The following is a 16,982-nucleotide window of genomic DNA, read 5'->3' as shown; positions in this document are numbered from 1 at the left end:
TATATGGAAAGAACGAAAATCGGAATTACCTGCTACCCCACGGTAGGTGGATCTGGGGTAATTGCCACAGAGCTTGCAAAACTTTTAGCCGAAAGAGGATATGAGATTCACTTTATCACTTCAAATATCCCCTTTCGACTAAAACGTATTTATCCTAATATTTATTATCACGAAGTGGAAATGACGCATTATCCTGTCTTTCAATATCCACCTTACGATTTGGCTTTAGCGAATAAAATGGCTGAAGTCATTAATCGTGAGAAAATTGATATTTTACATGTACATTACGCTATGCCTCATGCAATCTGTGCCATATTAGCAAAAGAAATGATTAATCATGATGTTAAGATAGTTACAACCCTGCACGGTACAGATATTACGGTTCTAGGTGTAGACCCAAGCTTACAAAACATGATTCGTTTCGGAATTGAGCGATCTGACCGAGTAACAGCTGTGTCGGAGAGTCTTGTGAATCAAACAAAAGATATGCTTCACGTGGAAAGAGATATGGATGTCATTTACAACTTTGTAGATGAACGTGAGTATAGACGGCGAGATGAATCCCACTTAAGAGAAGAATACGGCATTGACGAAGATGATAAAGTCATTATACATATTTCAAATTTTCGCCAAGTAAAACGGGTTCCAGATGTGATCCAATCGTTTAAAACGATACGAGAGCATTCTAAAGCTAAATTACTTTTAGTAGGGGACGGACCTGATTACTATAAAACATGTCAGCTTGTAAATGAACTAGGTCTTAAAGATGATGTATTATTCTTAGGCAAACAAGAAAATGTTTCCGAGCTATTGTCCATTTCTCACTTGAAGCTTCTCTTATCTGAAAAAGAAAGCTTTGGCCTAGTCTTATTAGAGGCTATGGCATGTGGGGTTCCCTGTATTGGAACGAATATTGGTGGAATTCCTGAGGTTATTGTACACAATGAAACAGGTTACATTTGTGAGGTAGGAGATACCGAAGAAATTGCTGATTACGCTATCAGGTTATTATCTAGCAATGAACAGTGGGATAAATTTTCAAAAAATGGGCTAGAACGAGTTCGTGATGAATTTCATTCAGAGACCATCGTAAAGCAATATGAACAAGTATACGCAGATTTAATAGTGGATCGTCTATGAGGAGAAAGTTAGAACAACCCTTTCTAAAGGCACTGCCCGTATTATTTGCTTTAATGAAGCAAGGATATGAAGCCTATTTTGTCGGGGGTTCTGTAAGGGATCATATAATGGGGAGAACGATTGGAGACATTGATATCGCAACGTCTGCTCGTCCGGAACAAGTGCAAGCCTTGTTTGAAAAGGTTATTCCAATTGGAATTGAACATGGCACAGTCGTCGTTCAGTATAAAGGGGATTCTTATGAGGTTACGACTTACCGAGTAGACGGAGACTACAATGATTTTCGTCATCCTGATGAAGTCACCTATGTAGCGACTATAGAGGAGGACCTTTCCAGGAGGGACTTTACAATGAATGCAATGGCTATGGATTTCAATGGGGAAATCATTGACCCCTATAACGGTCAAGATGCCATTCATAACTCTATCATCGAAACAGTCGGAGAGGCTCCAGTTCGCTTTCAGGAAGACCCCCTTCGAATGATGAGAGCTCTTCGTTTTTCAAGCCAACTCGGTTTCACAATTAGTGAAATGACCTTGAATGCCATTATAGAATCTGCCTATTTGCTGGAAAAAATAGCTGTAGAACGAATAGCAATAGAGTTTGATAAACTTGTTAAAGGAGAAAATATCCATTCTTCTTTCGCTCTATTAATTGAGTCCACTTTGGTCTACTACTTGCCAGTATTTAAGAACATCCCATCTCTAACAAAAGTGATCAATAAGCTTCCCTTTCAGCCACTAAAAGGGATCGAGGAAGCAATTGCTATATTTGTGCTCTCTAAACCAGAAGTTGTGGTTTCTACATTTACAACAGAGTGGAAGTGCTCCAATAAAGTAAAAAAGGAAGCAGAACAGCTTGTTAATATCTATATGAAGCGGCATTTCAAACCATTTAAGTGGATCGTCTATCAACTCGGAGAGGATCATTTAGATTCATACCAGAGGCTTTTATCTATTATAGACAATGAAGATGTGTCACTAGAAGTGTTAAAAGAGAATTTTCAGGATCTCCCAATCCATTCTAAGCGTGAGCTTGCCTTATCTGGAAATGATTTAAAAAGCTGGTTCCCCAATTGTAAACCAGGTCCATGGTTAAAAACGTACATGAATCAGATTGAAGAGGACGTTGTGTTAGGAAATGTCCAAAATGATAAAGAAGCGATTGAAATGTGGGTGAAGAAATGGAAACAACACGAGGAAAGCTGATTGAGATATTATCAAATCATCCTGATCAATACCTTTCAGGACAAAAGCTTTCAGAACAATTGAATATTAGTCGACCAGCTGTTTGGAAACATATGAAAGAACTTGAGAAAGATGGTTATGGTATAGAAGCGGCCCCGAGAAAGGGATATAAGATTGTGAACTATCCAGATAAAGTAAGTGAGAATACGTTGTCATGGGGACTTAATACAGCTTGGCTTGGACAGGAAATGATCCATAAACAAAGTGTTACATCGACGCAATTGATTGCTCACCAAGAAGCTCAATTAGGGGCGGCTCATGGTACGCTTATTATTGCTGACGAGCAAACAAGAGGGCGTGGCCGATTAAATCGAACGTGGCATTCTCAAAAAGGGGATGGGATATGGATGAGTATGATTTTGCGTCCGAAATTTGAACCTCACAAGTCCCCTCAAATTACACTTTTAGCTGCAACTGTTTTAGCCGAAGTTTTTAAAAAGCATTGTGGTATAGCCCCTCAGATTAAGTGGCCCAATGATATCCTCACAGAAGGAAAAAAGCTGTCCGGTATTTTGACAGAACTTCAAGCAGAGCATGATCAGATAAATTATATTGTGCTTGGGATCGGGATTAACGTAAATCATAGCTCTGATCAGTTCCCTGAAGATTTAAAAGATCAAGCGACTTCCCTTAAAGTTGAAACGGGACAGGAGTGGGAATTGAAGTCATTGATTCAAAACCTACTAAGTACATTCGAAAAGCGGTACGAAGAGTTTGTGGAAGAAGGCTTTAGAAGTGTGAAACTTCGTTGGGAAGCTTTTGGTTATCGAATTGGGGAGTATGTGACCATCACGACTCATCAGCATGAATGGAATGCTTTAATTATGGGGATCGAACATGATGGAGCCTTAAAAGTGCGAGATGAGGATGGAAAAGAACATGTTCTTTATTCAGCAGAAATTAAGTGGAGAAGGGGAGAAAAGTGATGCTTACCCATACTAAGCTTAAGAAAATGAAAGAAGAAAAGGACCCTATTGTTATGCTGACGGCTTATGATTACCCTTCAGCAAAGTTAGCTGAATCTTCTGGTGTTGACATGATTTTAGTTGGAGATTCTCTTGGGATGGTTGTGCTTGGATATGATTCTACGATCCCTGTTACAGTAGAAGATATGGTTCACCATGGAAAAGCAGTACGTAGAGGCGCTAAGGAAACTTATATGGTGGTGGACATGCCCTTTATGTCCTATCATTCATCCTTATCTGAGACGATGGATAATGCCAAACGACTAATGCAAGAAACGGGTGCTCAAAGTCTAAAACTTGAAGGCGCTGGAGATGTACTACCGGTCATTCACAAACTTACTAAGTCAGGAGTTCCGGTAGTAGCTCATTTAGGATTAACTCCTCAATCGGTAAATGTGTTGGGAGGGTATCGTGTGCAAGGGAAAGATCTAGAAACTGCTGAAACTCTTCTACAGGAAGCAAGGCAGGTAGAAGAGAATGGAGCTATTGCTCTTGTATTGGAATGTGTCCCTCAACAACTAGCCAGAAGGATCCAAGAAGAATTATCAATTCCTGTCATTGGGATAGGGGCAGGTGTGGGCACAGATGGACAGGTGCTGGTCTATCATGATGTAGTGGAATATGGAGTAGAACGTTTGCCGAAATTCGTTAAATCCTATGCTGATCTTAACACTACCATTACAGTTGCGCTAACTTCTTATGTGGAGGATGTGAAAAAGAAGGAATTTCCTGCTGATTCACATAGTTTTCAAATGAAAGAAGAGCTTATTCCGTCTTTATATGGGGGAAGCGGTTCATGAAAGTGATTGAGAAGATAGGTGATATGCAATCTCTTATCAAGGATGAGAAGCTTAAAGGGAACGTGGTAGGGTTTGTTCCAACTATGGGCTACCTTCATGAAGGCCATCAGCAGCTGATGAGAAAAGCTCGTGAAGAGTGCGACATCGTCGTGACAAGTATCTTTGTAAACCCTTTGCAATTCGGGCCTAATGAAGATTTTGATCGATATCCAAGAGATGAAAGACGAGACAAACGTATAGCTGATGAAGAACAAAACGATGTATTGTTTTTTCCCCATGTAAGAGAAATGTATCCAACAAATCAGTCTGTAAAAATGACTGTTCACAGAAGAGTAAACGTAATGTGTGGGAAATCTCGTGAAGGGCATTTTGATGGGGTCGTAACCGTATTAGCTAAGCTTTTTAACATTGTGATGCCTGATCGAGTTTATATGGGAATGAAAGATGCTCAACAAGTTGCAGTGGTGGATGCGTTAATTGAAGATTATAATTTTCCGATTAAGCTCATACCAGTGGAAACGGTTAGAGAAGTAGACCAACTAGCAAAGAGTAGTCGTAATGTATATTTAAGCCCTACAGAGAGGAAAGAAGCTCCTTATCTTTATCAAGCTCTTCTCCATGGGAAATCTCTGATTGAAGAAGGGGAGAGTTCCCCACAAGCTGTTATTGAGGCTGTTTCGTACTTCATTAAAACGAATACCCATGGTAAAATAGACTATGTTGATGTCTTGTCATACCCACAACTTGAACCATTAGATGAGTGTGGGGGAGAGATGATTTTAGCCTTGGCTGTTAATTTTGAAAAAGCTAGGCTAATTGATAATGTTTTAGTGTCAATTCATTAGAGATAATAGGGGGAGAAGAGATGCTTCGCACCATGATGAAATCGAAAATTCATCGGGCCCGTGTTACTGAGGCAAACCTAAACTATGTAGGTAGTATCACAATTGATCAACATATTTTAGATGAAGTTGGAATATTGCCACATGAGCAAGTGCAAATTGTGAATAATAATAATGGAGCTCGTTTAGAGACTTATGTGATACCTGGTGAAAGGCACAGTGGAGTGATCTGTTTAAATGGAGCTGCTGCTCGACTAGTGCAGCCAGGGGATATCGTAATTATCGTATCGTATGGACTTTTAAGTGAAGAAGAATTGGAAACCTTTCAACCCAAAGTGGCCATTATGAATGAGCAGAATGAAATTGAAGAAATGATCGAACAAGAATCGCCATTAACGATCATATAGAGGGTGTCCTGTTCAAGAGGAATGCTCTCCTATACTAGTAGCCCATTTGTACTTCCGATGATCTGGCTACGTATAGGGGCCATCTTCATTTGAATGGGACAGCCTCTTTCTTTTCGATCATAGGAATTCCTTATCTCCTTATAGTGAAAATATAAGATAAGTGACGATGTATTTATTTCAAGTCCTAAAGTAGTTAAGTATATGGAAACATACAAAGGCGCTATATAGAAAGTTTAAGCATGCAGCAAAGTAGGTGAACCAATGGCTAAGTTTGTAGTTGTTGATTTGGAAACAACAGGTCATAGCCCTAAAAAAGGGGATAAAATAATTGAAATTGGTATGGTTACAATTGAAGATGGCGTCATAACTGATCAATATAAATCCTTCATCCATCCTGAACAACCCATACCGAGTTTTATCAGTCAACTAACTGGGATCCAAGATAAGGATGTTCAGGGGGCTCCTTTATTCGATGAAATTGTTGATGATGTGATGTCCAGACTAGAGGGGGCTTATTTTGTTGCCCACCATGTAGAATTTGATCTTGGATTTTTAAATTATGCGATTCAAGAGGTGACAGGTAAGCAGCTGACCATGCCAGTGCTTGATACGGTGGAACTAGCGCGTATCCTTATGCCGCAAGCACCTGGGTACAAATTGGGGCAGTTAGCTGAATATTTTAAAGTCTCACATAAAGACCCACATAGGGCTCTCGCAGATGCTTTTGTTACCGGAGAAATCCTTCTGAAGTTATTACATAAAGCCAAAGGATTGCCGTATGAGACTTTGTCCCACTTACTTCAACTAGAAGGGAAACTGAAAAGCGACGTCAGTGAATTATTACAAGGTGTCGTGAATGAGAAAGCCTTTTCTGTACATGATGATTCTGAAATGGACCTTTATAGAGGAATTGCGGTCAGAAAGCAAGAAGACCCAAATGAAAATAATGATGAACCCCAAGAAGGTTTTGCTCCCTTTTTAGAGCACACATTTAAAGAGAACGGTTACTTGCACAAGTATATGGAGCGGTATGAGGACCGTGAAGGCCAAAGAGAAATGGCTACAACCATTTATGATGCCTTTCAGTCTCATTCTCATGCGTTAATTGAAGCAGAGACAGGAACCGGTAAATCGCTTGGTTATTTAATACCATCTCTTTATGAAGCAGTCATGACAGGAGAAAGAATAGTTGTTAGTACACATACGACTCAATTACAATCTCAGTTAATTGAAAAGGAACTCCCTTTTCTTCAGAAATCTATGCCTTTTTCGTTTAAAGCGGCTCTTTTAAAAGGAAAGCAACATTATCTTAGTTTGAAGAAATTTGAGCATGAGCTTTTTTCACCAACAGCGGATAACTACGATGTGGTGTTAACAAAAGCCATGATTCTAGTGTGGTTAACCGAGACGACAACAGGGGATCGGGATGAGATCCAATTGCCTTCAAGCGGACAGATATTTTGGAGGAAAGTGTCTGCTGAAGCAGAAAATGTTGATCCAAAGTCTTCGTGGTACCGTCTTTCCTTCTATCAACGAGCCAAGAAAAGAGCTCAAAAAGCAAATATTATCGTAACCAACCATTCATTACTGTGTACGGATATTATCCGTTCGAATGGATTGATTTCATCCTATAAAAAAATTATCGTTGATGAGGCTCATCACCTTGAAGCTTCTGCAGCAAAACATTTTGGCTTGAGATTAGACTATATAACCATCCAATATTTAATTAATGAAATGGGCGGAAACCAAAAAGGGGATTGGATGTACAACATGTTATCATCCTACCCAGAGCTATCTATGCGACTTGATTTATCCAAATGGGATCAGTATATGCAAAACATTCGAGAAGAGGCTGATGAACTGTTCCGATATATTTTCTCTTATGTCATTCAGAAGCATAATGCTGAAATTTCTTTAAATGATGTAGGTCGCTTTCAGTATCGATACCAAAAAGAACAAGAAGATCCATCAGCCTGGAGAACGATTGAGGAGATGACTCACCGGGTTTCGTTTTATCTTCGTGATGCCATACAGTTTCTTCATCACTGTAAGCAGTACATTACAATGGCTGAAACGAGTAATGAAGCGATGAGGTGGACAGAAGATATTTCGATGTATATGGAGCGCTTAGAGACAATTATAGACGGGTTACGCATACTGTTGATAGAAGATCAAGCAAACCTTGTGAAATGGATTGAATTAGAAGCTTATGGCGCAAAAAATGCTGTGTTCTTGTACAGTGAACCGATTGAAATAGCTTCTATGTTGGCTGAACATTTCTTTAATAAGAAAGAAAGTGTCATTCTTACTAGTGCTACACTTACGATGAAAGATTCTTTCTCCTTTATGTTAAAACGGTTAGGTTTATCAAAGGAAGAAACCATTCAATATAAAATTCCTTCTCCATTTAAGTATGAGGAACAAGTGCAGCTTCTTATCCCAAATGATTTTCCTAGTGTTAAATATGGGGATCAAGAATCATTTATACACGCGACGTGTGAGGCTATTTATTCTCTCGCTACTGTCACTGAGGGGCGTATGCTTGTATTGTTTACATCCTATGACATGTTGAAGAAGACCTATTATGTGATGAAGGAATTAATGGAACAAGAAGAATTTATGCTAATCGCACAAGGGATATCCAGTGGCAGTCGAACCCGCTTAAAAAAGAATTTTCAAGCATTTGATCGGTCCATTCTATTTGGTACGAGCTCCTTTTGGGAAGGGGTGGATATACCAGGGGAAGATTTAACATCACTTGTCATTGTGCGCCTTCCATTCCAGCCACCTGACCATCCTGTGTATGAAGCTAAGTCTCAAGCTTTAAAAGAATCAGGAAAGAATGCATTCATGGAACTTTCCTTACCAAATGCTGTTCTTCGATTTAAGCAAGGGTTTGGTAGACTAATTCGTTCAAGTTCTGATCGAGGAATTGTATTGGTATGTGACGACCGAATTATGAAAGCGAAATATGGAAAATACTTTTTGGACTCCATTCCTGATTTACCTGTGCATTTCGAAAGTACAACAACGTTGATGAAGAAAGCACAAGACTGGCTATAATAGACTGACGGAAAAAAGCACATCCTAAAGGTGTAGTTTACGTAAGGGTGTGACTAGTATGAGAAGATTACTTATCATGTTCTTCGTCATTTTCTCTATTCATGGACAGCAGGTTGACGCTGAACGGATGATACTGGATAAGAATGAAGCTATATTCGTTTTTCTTTCTCTTCCCGATGGAGAGGCCATGCTTATCCAAACTGGCAGAGGGAAGGATTTTTTGGTTAATACAGCTTCAAAAGCAAGTGAAGAGAAACTATTGGAACAGTTGGCCAATATTGGTGTTGACCAGTTAGACTCCATAATCCTAACGAATCAAGAACCTTCTACATGTGGAAATACTTCAAGAATTGTAGAGAGATATCATGTGGATGCTGTGATTCATGGAATGAGCGAAAAGAAGCTGTGTGCAGAATCAAGTAATCATGCTAAAGAAGTGATTTGGAAAGAGGGAGAGCTGCATGAACTGAATCCTGGATTGTCTGTTCGTGTTTTACCTTCAATAGACGGTAGTGATATGAGCTTATTCTTTATGTATGGGAAGACTTCGCTCATGTATTTAGCCAGCGGAGATATGGAATTAGAGCAAAAAATTGCGAATAGTTATCCGTTAAAAGCAGAGGTTATTAAGATAGCTGATTATGCACGTACACAATCACCAACCCTTCATTTCCTCGAAGAAGTGGATCCTCATGTGGCTATGGTCTATCCGCTTAAAGGGGCACGCCCTAATGAAGGTCTTTTAGAGCGATTACATGAATCGTGGATTGAAGTATATCAATTAAAGAAGACAGGAACGACGACAATTTTTTGTAATCTTGAGGACTATGAAGTATTGTCTTAGAAAAGGCTCACAATAGGTGAGCTTTTTCCCTTTAAATAATGTATTTGTAAAGCCAATGTAACCAGCACATATAAAAGGTAAAAGCCTTCAAAACCTAAAAAAAACTGCACGAATAACTTCGTGCAGCAAGAATGGGTTAGGAAGAAATTTTGAAAAAATGTGTAGCTTATCATCAAATTGTCAATGGATCATTGTTATAATAAAAAGGTGCTTTCCATTGGTGTACCTTTATGATGTGCACTTTCATGGAGAAATATGTGATCCAAAATTTGATAAGCACTAGAAAGAACGATTGACAGACGGAGGGTTATTATGGAGGAACAAAGAGTAGAAGTCATGTCTACGGTTCGGGTTGAGAAATCAAATGACCTGTATAAGATCGTGGATTCATTAAATCGTACTTTAAAAGACCAAAATTTAATGTTTGGATTAGCATTGGATGAGAATGATGAGAATACGGCTGTATTTACCATCTATAGAACATAAGTCGGGCAAACTCCTTTTAGCTTCTGTAATTATTATTACGTTAGTGTTGGGGTATTTAGGATATCTGTATTATGTCATTCAAGATGATAAAACAGCATCTTTTAACCCTTCAAAGGAAATAGCTCAAGCAGAAACATCCTTAACATCCGTAAATTCTGTTTCCCGCTACCATGGAATGCATCAATATGATATAGTAGCAGGCGTGGATGACAATGGAGAGAAGGGTATGGCCTTTATCCCTGTTACAGAAGGAAATGAAAAAGAAGAAGTAATTTATGTAACCGGGCAGGAAATAACTTCTAAGGAGACCATGCAACGACTTTGGAGTGATCAATGCATGAGTTGTACCTTTATTGAAATCAAGCCTGCCATTCATCAGGATGTTCCATTATGGGAGATAACCTATAAAGATGAAGACAACCGTTATGTATTTGACTACTATAAAATGGAGAATGGGAAGCGTTATGAAGTTTTCCGTTTAAAATAACAGACGTATATGAGGAGGGCTTATCGAAATGGAATTGGCAAAACGCGTTCAGACAATAACACCTTCAAGTACACTGGCAATAACAGCAAAAGCTAATGAGCTAAAGGCACAAGGCCATGATGTGATTGGACTTGGTGCAGGTGAGCCTGATTTTAATACACCAGAGCATATCTTACATGCAGCGAGTAAAGCAATGTTTGATGGGAAGACGAAATATACCCCTTCTGGCGGCATCAAAGAACTAAAGCAGGCCATTGTAAACAAGTTTCAGCACGATCAGGGTCTTACATATGAACTTGATCAGGTTATTGTCACTACTGGGGCCAAACACGCCTTATATACACTATTTCAAGTCTTACTAAACGAGGGCGATGAAGTTATTGTTCCAGCTCCTTATTGGGTAAGTTATCCTGAACAAATTAAGTTAGCTGGTGGCAAGCCTGTTATCGTTTCAGCTAAGGAGGAGAATCAATTTAAATTGACTCCGGATGAATTAGAGCAAGCGATTACAGATAAGACAAAGGCCGTCATTATTAATTCCCCGTCTAACCCAACTGGTATGGTTTATTCCAAAGGTGAATTAGAAGCACTTGGGGAAGTATGTGAGCGCCGTGATATCACGATTGTATCAGACGAGATCTATGAAACGCTCATATATGGAGATGAATCTCATACATCAGTAGCACAATTATCTCAAGAATTAAAAGACCGAACAATCATTATTAACGGTGTATCGAAATCACATGCTATGACCGGTTGGAGAATTGGATATGCTGTAGGAAGTAAAAAAGTCATTAAAGCTATGACAAATCTCGCTTCCCATTCAACATCTAATCCTACCTCAGTAGCCCAATACGCAGCTTTAGCAGCCTATACTTCATCTCAAGATGAAGTGGTAAACATGAAAAAGGCTTTTAGTGAACGTTTAGAAAAGCTTTACGGTTGGATAACAGCTATTCCTGGTATAACATGTGTTAAACCGCAGGGAGCGTTTTATTTGTTCCCGAATGTATCAGAAGCTGTTCAAGCTAATGGTTACGATTCAGTAGATGATTGGGTAAAAGCGATTCTAGAAGAAGAAAAAGTTGCACTTGTTCCAGGATCAGGGTTCGGGGCAGACCAAAACGTGCGTTTATCATATGCAACTTCTCTTGATCAATTAGAAGAAGCAGCGAAACGGATTCATCGATTTGTTAAAAAGCATCAATCATAAGTTTTTTGGAGGGAAAGATAGTGAAAACAACAATTTCAGAAGCACATAAACACGTCAATGAAGAAGTTACCATTGGCGCATGGCTAGCAAACAAACGCTCAAGTGGTAAGATTGCCTTCTTACAACTACGCGATGGAACAGGTTTTATACAAGGCGTTGTGGTTAAAGCAGACGTTGAAGAAGAAGCATTTAACCTCGCTAAAAGTGTTACACAAGAGTCATCTTTATACGTTACAGGAAAGATCGTAGAAGATACTCGTTCACCTTTTGGGTACGAAATGCAAGTAAGCTCTTTAGAAATTATTCATGAAGCGGTTGATTATCCAATTACACCGAAAAATCATGGTCCAGAATTCCTTCTAGATCATCGTCATTTATGGTTACGTTCGAAGAAACAACATGCCATTATGAAAGTACGTAACGAAATCATTCGTTCTACTTATGAGTTCTTTAACAATAATGGATACACTAAGATCGATCCACCGATTTTGACTGGGTCATCAGCAGAAGGAACAACAGAGCTATTCCATACGAAATATTTTGAAGAAGATGCTTACCTATCTCAAAGTGGTCAGTTATACATGGAAGCTGCCGCGATGGCATTTGGGAAAGTATTCTCATTTGGTCCTACATTCCGAGCAGAAAAGTCTAAGACGCGTCGTCACTTAATTGAATTTTGGATGATCGAACCTGAAATGGCGTTTATGGACCATAATGATAGCCTTGAAGTACAAGAACAATACGTCTCTCATGTCGTACAGTCCGTTCTTGAAAATTGTAAATTAGAACTTCAGGCTCTTGAGAGAGATACGGAGAAACTTGAAAAAATTCAAGCACCGTTCCCTCGTATTACGTATGATGATGCTATTCAATTACTGAAAGAAAAAGGCTTTGATGATATTGAATGGGGCGAAGATTTCGGAGCTCCTCACGAAACAGCTATAGCAGAAAGCTATGACAAGCCTGTATTCATTACTCATTATCCATTAGATATTAAAGCCTTCTATATGAAACCAGACCCAGAGCGTCAAGACGTTGCGTTGTGCGCTGATCTAATCGCTCCTGAAGGGTACGGTGAAATCATTGGCGGAAGTCAACGTATTGATGATTTAGAGCTTATGGAACAGCGTTATGAAGAACATGGTCTTACAGGTGACGCTTATCAGTGGTATTTAGAGCTTCGTAAATACGGTAGCGTACCTCATTCCGGTTTCGGTCTTGGTTTGGAGCGAACAGTTGCGTGGATTACAGGGATCGAGCACGTTCGAGAAACGATTCCATTCCCTCGCTTATTAAACCGTCTATATCCATAAGGCAATAAGCATACTATTGCGAAAGCTCCCAAACTTTGGGAGCTTTTTCATTCATTGGCTGTCGGTTTAGTGAATAAATCATGTTACAATCAGTGAATGAATCATATCGGTGTAAATAAAGGTAGAGGTGAGCAGGATATTATGAACGGAATTGCAACACTAATGAAAGACCAACTAGCATTGCCTAAACGGTTGTTAACGAATTATAGACAATTGGGTTTAACAGAGAGCGATGTAATGGTGTTGTTACACATTCATCGCTTCCAATCAGAGGGGAATGATTTCCCAACACCTTCAGAACTGTCTGATTTCCTTTCTATCAATGAATACGAGTGTTCCCAGGTGCTAAGGAAATTAATACAAAAAGGGTATTTGAGTATTGAGCAAAGCACTGATGAGCAAGTGCTTAATGAAGTTTATTCATTATACGGTTTATGGGAATCACTTGTTGAAGAGCAAGGGGAAGCCTATCGAACCCAAAATGAGGAACCTGAACAACCAAATATGTTTGTGTTATTTGAACAAGAGTTTGGTCGAGCGTTATCACCGTTTGAAATTGAAACCATTAACATTTGGATTGATGAAGACGCACAGGAACCAGCCCTTATAAAAGCTGCTTTAAGAGAAGCAGTTCTCATGGGGAAATTAAATTTTAAATACATTGACCGTATTTTACGGGAATGGAAGAAAAAAGGGATTCGCTCAGTCCAAGATGCGAGGGAAGCAAGTAAGTCATTCAGGGGTCAGCAAAGTAAACAGAATCAAAATAGTGAGCAAAATAACCAACAAAGAGATGTTTCTATTTATTACAACTGGTTGGATGATGACGCATAGATGGAAGGGGAGAGGATATGCTGAATCAAACGCAGATTAAGACGGTGTTACGAACATTAGAAGATATGTTCCCGCATGCTGATTGTGAACTTGAGCATGACAATCCCTTTGAGTTATTGGTTGCAGTGGTTTTGTCAGCTCAATGTACGGATGCATTGGTGAATAAAGTAACAAAAGACTTGTTCCAAAAATACAAAACTCCAGAAGATTATGTGAACGTCTCGCTTGAAGAACTCCAGCAAGATATTCGTTCCATCGGGCTTTATCGAAATAAGTCTAAAAATATCAGAAAGCTAAGTCAAATGCTGATTGATGAATATGGTGGAGAGGTCCCCCAAACGAAAGAAGAGCTTGAGAAACTTGCAGGCGTTGGAAGGAAAACAGCAAACGTGGTAAGCGCTGTTGCCTTTGGAGAACCCGCTATTGCAGTAGACACACATGTTGAACGTGTATCCAAGCGACTTGGGATTTGTAGGTGGAAGGATTCAGTTCTTGAGGTGGAAAAGACCCTCATGCGTAAAGTACCAAAAGAACAATGGAGCCCGACGCACCACCGCATGATATTCTTTGGGAGATATCATTGTAAAGCTCAGAACCCTCAATGTGAGGTTTGTCCACTGTTAGAACTTTGCAGGGAAGGGCAAAAGAGAATGAAAAAGGCCAATAAAATAAATTCTTAAAAAAAGATCGATCCGTTAGGATCGATCTTTTTGTTACCCATTATTTTCGTTATTTGTTTCTCCTTCATCAGGTTGGTCATCTGTCTGATCTGTATTCGTTTCTTCATCTGAATTCGTTTCTTGATTAGGGTTTTGATCGGATCCACCACCGGATTGACCACCTTCTGTGTCCTCACTCTCTCCTTCATTTTCTTCATTATTACCATTACCATTACCGTTATTGTTTTCATTTCCATTGCCGTTACCGTTACCGTTACCGTTCTCATTATTATTACCATTACCGTTTCCATTATTGTCGTTATTCTCATCGTCATTTCCGTCCAAGCCGTCTAGGAGGTCATTTTCATCCTCATCTGTTGGAATCTCTATTTGCACAGATTGAGGTGAACTAGTGTTTCCATCATTTCGTTCACTGACTGCTATGACTTCAAATGAGTAGGTTTCCCCAGGCTGCGCATTAGGGATATCAATTTTAGTTTCTTTTATGCCTTCTGTAATTGTTTGAGGCTGCGCTCCTTGAGTAGCTCCATTAACCGTAAAGGTAACCGGACGTTTCTTATCTTGTTTATATTTCCATGATAGTGTAATGCTTTGTTTACCTTGATCATAGTTCGCTTGTAAGTTTTGGACAGGGTCTAATTGATCATAAGCTTGAGAGGTATTCGTTGGCTCTGTCCCTTTAACAAATAGCTCGTAGCGAATAAGATTGCTTGGGGTATAATCACTAGGGAGTTTCCCAGGATTAGTACCTGCCTCAACTTTTGATTCTACAACAGATGCTGGCTTTTTAAAGTCAGCGGTTTCCTTACCTTGAGAGATATGACTCATCAATTGTTTAAAGTACTTTTGTGGGATCTTTGTGTCTGGAACTTCTCTTTCCTCTGTTCCATACCCCGTCCATACCGCTATGGTGTAGTTGGTTGTATAACCGGCGAACCATGCGTTCTTATCGTCGTTCGTTGTACCTGTTTTACCGGCGACAGGAAGACCTGGTATGTTAGCAGCAGTACCGGTTCCTGAGGTTACAACATCTTTCATCATATCTGTCACCATATAGGCCGTGTAATCTTTCATAGCAACATTTGATTCTGATTTAAATTCAATCGGCTCACTGCCATCCTGAAATTCAATCCGTTTAACAGAATATGCTTCATTGTGAACCCCTTCGTTCCCGAAGGCACTGTAAGCTTCTGCAAGTTCAAGAGGGGTAACGGTTTGCCCACCCCCGATAGCGTTTGATTCATAAAAGGCTGGTTGAGTAAAGTCAATTCCTAAGCCTTCAGCAAAGGACTGCGCTTTATCAAATCCTACCGCATTTAATGTTTTTACAGCGGGAACGTTAATGGAGTCCGCCAAGGCTTTTCGAATCGACATTTGACCTCTGTGCCCTGTGTAATAGTTTTTAACCTCTTTACTTGAATCGGTCTGATAATAATATTTCTCATCCACTAGCTGGTGGTGAGTGGACCATTTAAGATATTCAATGGCAGGTCCATAATCAATAATCGGTTTAAAGGTTGAACCAGGCTGCGATCCACCATCAATGGCATAATTAAATGTGGCATTGATTCCTTCTGTATTACGTCCACCTGCGATCGCTCTGATGGCGCCCGTTTTCGTGTCTATAACAGCACCGGCTGTTTGCAGTTCTTTATCAGGAAATTTAATTCCATCCTTAAGGAGTTGCTCTGCTTTTTGTTGTGCATTGGGATCTAGTGTTGTGTAAACTTTAAGTCCATCTTCATAAACATTGACATCATCCACTTTCGCTTGAACCTCTTTTAAGACTTGCTCAATGAACGCATCATATGGAATGTTGGTCTCAGTTTGTTTTGAAAGCATGGACTCTACTGTAACGTCTTGGGCTTTCTTAGCTTCTTCTTCTGTTATTTTCTCATGTTGAACCATTAGGTCCAGTACAATATTTTTACGTTTCTGAGCGGCTTCTGGATGCTTATAAGGGTCATAAGCTGCTGGTCGCTGTGGTAGCCCGGCTAATAGTGCTGCCTCTGGTAATGTAAGTTCATTCAGGTCTTTATTAAAATAAAGTTTTGCAGCACTTGCAACTCCATAAGCATTATTAGCATAGTAGATCTTATTTAAATACATCGAAAGGATTTGTTGTTTCGAGTACTTTTGTTCTAGCTTAAGTGCAAGCCATTGTTCCTGTACCTTACGTTCAATCGATTTCTTTGGACTTAGGAAGGAACGCTTTACGACTTGTTGGGTGATCGTACTGGCTCCTTGTGCTCCGAAGCCTTCCGTAATATTAGCATAAATGGCTCCGCCAATTCGCTGAAGATCGATACCAAAATGATCATAAAATCGAACATCTTCTGTTGCGAGGACTGCATTTTCTAATACTTCAGGAATATCTTCATAAGAAATTTTTGTTCGCTTCTGTGTTCCAAGTTCAGCAAACAATTCGTTATTTACATCATATAGCTTAGTAGAATACGGATCTGATAATTTCGCTTCATCTAAATCAGGAGCGCCTTGTACATAGTAAACAAAAAGACCGCCTCCTAGTACAGCTCCTACGATTCCTATGATGAGCAATGTTGTGAATATACGTTTAAATAAGGATTTCTTTCCAGTTTGTTTACTTTGCTTTTGTTGTTTCTTTCTTGCAGCTCGAGATTGGCTATTTTCGGCCATGTC

Annotated in this window: 15 protein-coding genes; 14 read left to right on the top strand and 1 reads right to left on the bottom strand. The window is 39.5% G+C overall.

The genetic code is table 11. The annotated features are described in order from the left end of the window. Positions 1-3: 3 nt before the first annotated feature. From bshA to nth, 14 genes are all read left to right on the top strand, one after another. Positions 4-1,140, top strand: coding sequence for an N-acetyl-alpha-D-glucosaminyl L-malate synthase BshA (gene bshA / locus QNI29_RS11430; RefSeq protein WP_231416622.1), 1,137 nt, complete (start codon positions 4-6; stop codon positions 1,138-1,140). Then, complete coding sequence (locus QNI29_RS11425; RefSeq protein ID WP_231416621.1) at positions 1,137-2,348, top strand: CCA tRNA nucleotidyltransferase; 1,212 nt, start codon at positions 1,137-1,139, stop codon at positions 2,346-2,348. Before bshA ends, QNI29_RS11425 begins: the two co-directional genes overlap by 4 nt. Next, positions 2,324-3,313 carry a biotin--[acetyl-CoA-carboxylase] ligase gene (locus QNI29_RS11420; protein WP_231416620.1) on the top strand — a complete coding sequence of 330 codons (990 nt, stop codon included), beginning with the start codon at positions 2,324-2,326 and terminating at the stop codon, positions 3,311-3,313. The genes QNI29_RS11425 and QNI29_RS11420 overlap by 25 nt, the downstream gene beginning before the upstream one ends. Beyond that, the gene (gene panB / locus QNI29_RS11415) at positions 3,313-4,152 is read left to right on the top strand and encodes a 3-methyl-2-oxobutanoate hydroxymethyltransferase (protein ID WP_231416618.1); all 840 of its coding nucleotides are present in this window, start codon (positions 3,313-3,315) and stop codon (positions 4,150-4,152) included. The genes QNI29_RS11420 and panB overlap by 1 nt, the downstream gene beginning before the upstream one ends. Next, the gene (gene panC, locus QNI29_RS11410) at positions 4,149-4,997 is read left to right on the top strand and encodes a pantoate--beta-alanine ligase (RefSeq protein WP_231416617.1); all 849 of its coding nucleotides are present in this window, start codon (positions 4,149-4,151) and stop codon (positions 4,995-4,997) included. The genes panB and panC overlap by 4 nt, the downstream gene beginning before the upstream one ends. 20 nt (positions 4,998-5,017) lie before the next feature. After that, positions 5,018-5,401, top strand: coding sequence for an aspartate 1-decarboxylase (panD, locus tag QNI29_RS11405; RefSeq protein ID WP_231416615.1), 384 nt, complete (start codon positions 5,018-5,020; stop codon positions 5,399-5,401). 261 nt (positions 5,402-5,662) lie between these two features. Next, complete coding sequence (dinG, locus tag QNI29_RS11400) at positions 5,663-8,464, top strand: ATP-dependent DNA helicase DinG (RefSeq protein ID WP_231416614.1); 2,802 nt, start codon at positions 5,663-5,665, stop codon at positions 8,462-8,464. A 58-nt stretch (positions 8,465-8,522) separates the two neighbouring features. Then, positions 8,523-9,308 carry a ComEC/Rec2 family competence protein gene (locus QNI29_RS11395; RefSeq protein ID WP_231416612.1) on the top strand — a complete coding sequence of 262 codons (786 nt, stop codon included), beginning with the start codon at positions 8,523-8,525 and terminating at the stop codon, positions 9,306-9,308. A gap of 312 nt (positions 9,309-9,620) precedes the next feature. Continuing rightward, a complete protein-coding gene (locus QNI29_RS11390) occupies positions 9,621-9,794 on the top strand; it encodes a YpmA family protein (RefSeq protein ID WP_231416610.1) in 174 nt (57 codons plus the stop codon). Further along, on the top strand, positions 9,754-10,281 hold the full coding sequence (locus tag QNI29_RS11385; protein WP_231416608.1) for a cell wall elongation regulator TseB-like domain-containing protein: 528 nt from the start codon (positions 9,754-9,756) through the stop codon (positions 10,279-10,281). Before QNI29_RS11390 ends, QNI29_RS11385 begins: the two co-directional genes overlap by 41 nt. Before the next feature lie 28 nt (positions 10,282-10,309). After that, entirely contained in the window at positions 10,310-11,494 is a 1,185-nt protein-coding gene (locus QNI29_RS11380; RefSeq protein WP_231416607.1) for a pyridoxal phosphate-dependent aminotransferase, read from the top strand. A gap of 20 nt (positions 11,495-11,514) precedes the next feature. Beyond that, the gene (asnS, locus tag QNI29_RS11375) at positions 11,515-12,807 is read left to right on the top strand and encodes an asparagine--tRNA ligase (RefSeq protein ID WP_231416606.1); all 1,293 of its coding nucleotides are present in this window, start codon (positions 11,515-11,517) and stop codon (positions 12,805-12,807) included. A gap of 96 nt (positions 12,808-12,903) precedes the next feature. Continuing rightward, on the top strand, positions 12,904-13,641 hold the full coding sequence (locus tag QNI29_RS11370) for a DnaD domain-containing protein (protein ID WP_354665905.1): 738 nt from the start codon (positions 12,904-12,906) through the stop codon (positions 13,639-13,641). Between the two features lie 17 nt (positions 13,642-13,658). Continuing rightward, positions 13,659-14,321 carry an endonuclease III gene (gene nth, locus QNI29_RS11365; RefSeq protein ID WP_231416605.1) on the top strand — a complete coding sequence of 221 codons (663 nt, stop codon included), beginning with the start codon at positions 13,659-13,661 and terminating at the stop codon, positions 14,319-14,321. A gap of 33 nt (positions 14,322-14,354) precedes the next feature. Here the strand turns inward: nth and QNI29_RS11360 are convergent, their stop codons facing one another. Further along, the gene (locus QNI29_RS11360) at positions 14,355-16,979 is read right to left on the bottom strand and encodes a PBP1A family penicillin-binding protein (protein ID WP_231416604.1); all 2,625 of its coding nucleotides are present in this window, start codon (positions 16,977-16,979) and stop codon (positions 14,355-14,357) included. Positions 16,980-16,982: the final 3 nt, after the last annotated feature.

The sequence above is a fragment of the Pontibacillus chungwhensis genome, from assembly GCF_030166655.1.
Classification (GTDB): domain Bacteria; phylum Bacillota; class Bacilli; order Bacillales; family BH030062; genus Pontibacillus.
Note: the sequence above shows the minus strand (reverse complement) of the source record. Positions and strands in the feature narration are given on the sequence as shown.

What these genes read in the sequence shown, in the direction of transcription:
- bshA (WP_231416622.1), top strand. Translation starts at nt 4, where the DNA reads ATGGAAAGAACGAAAATCGGAATTACCTGCTACCCCACGGTAGGTGGA.
- QNI29_RS11425 (WP_231416621.1), top strand. Translation starts at nt 1,137, where the DNA reads ATGAGGAGAAAGTTAGAACAACCCTTTCTAAAGGCACTGCCCGTATTA.
- QNI29_RS11420 (WP_231416620.1), top strand. Translation starts at nt 2,324, where the DNA reads ATGGAAACAACACGAGGAAAGCTGATTGAGATATTATCAAATCATCCT.
- panB (WP_231416618.1), top strand. Translation starts at nt 3,313, where the DNA reads ATGCTTACCCATACTAAGCTTAAGAAAATGAAAGAAGAAAAGGACCCT.
- panC (WP_231416617.1), top strand. Translation starts at nt 4,149, where the DNA reads ATGAAAGTGATTGAGAAGATAGGTGATATGCAATCTCTTATCAAGGAT.
- panD (WP_231416615.1), top strand. Translation starts at nt 5,018, where the DNA reads ATGCTTCGCACCATGATGAAATCGAAAATTCATCGGGCCCGTGTTACT.
- dinG (WP_231416614.1), top strand. Translation starts at nt 5,663, where the DNA reads ATGGCTAAGTTTGTAGTTGTTGATTTGGAAACAACAGGTCATAGCCCT.
- QNI29_RS11395 (WP_231416612.1), top strand. Translation starts at nt 8,523, where the DNA reads ATGAGAAGATTACTTATCATGTTCTTCGTCATTTTCTCTATTCATGGA.
- QNI29_RS11390 (WP_231416610.1), top strand. Translation starts at nt 9,621, where the DNA reads ATGGAGGAACAAAGAGTAGAAGTCATGTCTACGGTTCGGGTTGAGAAA.
- QNI29_RS11385 (WP_231416608.1), top strand. Translation starts at nt 9,754, where the DNA reads ATGATGAGAATACGGCTGTATTTACCATCTATAGAACATAAGTCGGGC.
- QNI29_RS11380 (WP_231416607.1), top strand. Translation starts at nt 10,310, where the DNA reads ATGGAATTGGCAAAACGCGTTCAGACAATAACACCTTCAAGTACACTG.
- QNI29_RS11370 (WP_354665905.1), top strand. Translation starts at nt 12,904, where the DNA reads ATGAATCATATCGGTGTAAATAAAGGTAGAGGTGAGCAGGATATTATG.
- nth (WP_231416605.1), top strand. Translation starts at nt 13,659, where the DNA reads ATGCTGAATCAAACGCAGATTAAGACGGTGTTACGAACATTAGAAGAT.
- QNI29_RS11360 (WP_231416604.1), bottom strand. Translation starts at nt 16,979, where the DNA reads ATGGCCGAAAATAGCCAATCTCGAGCTGCAAGAAAGAAACAACAAAAG.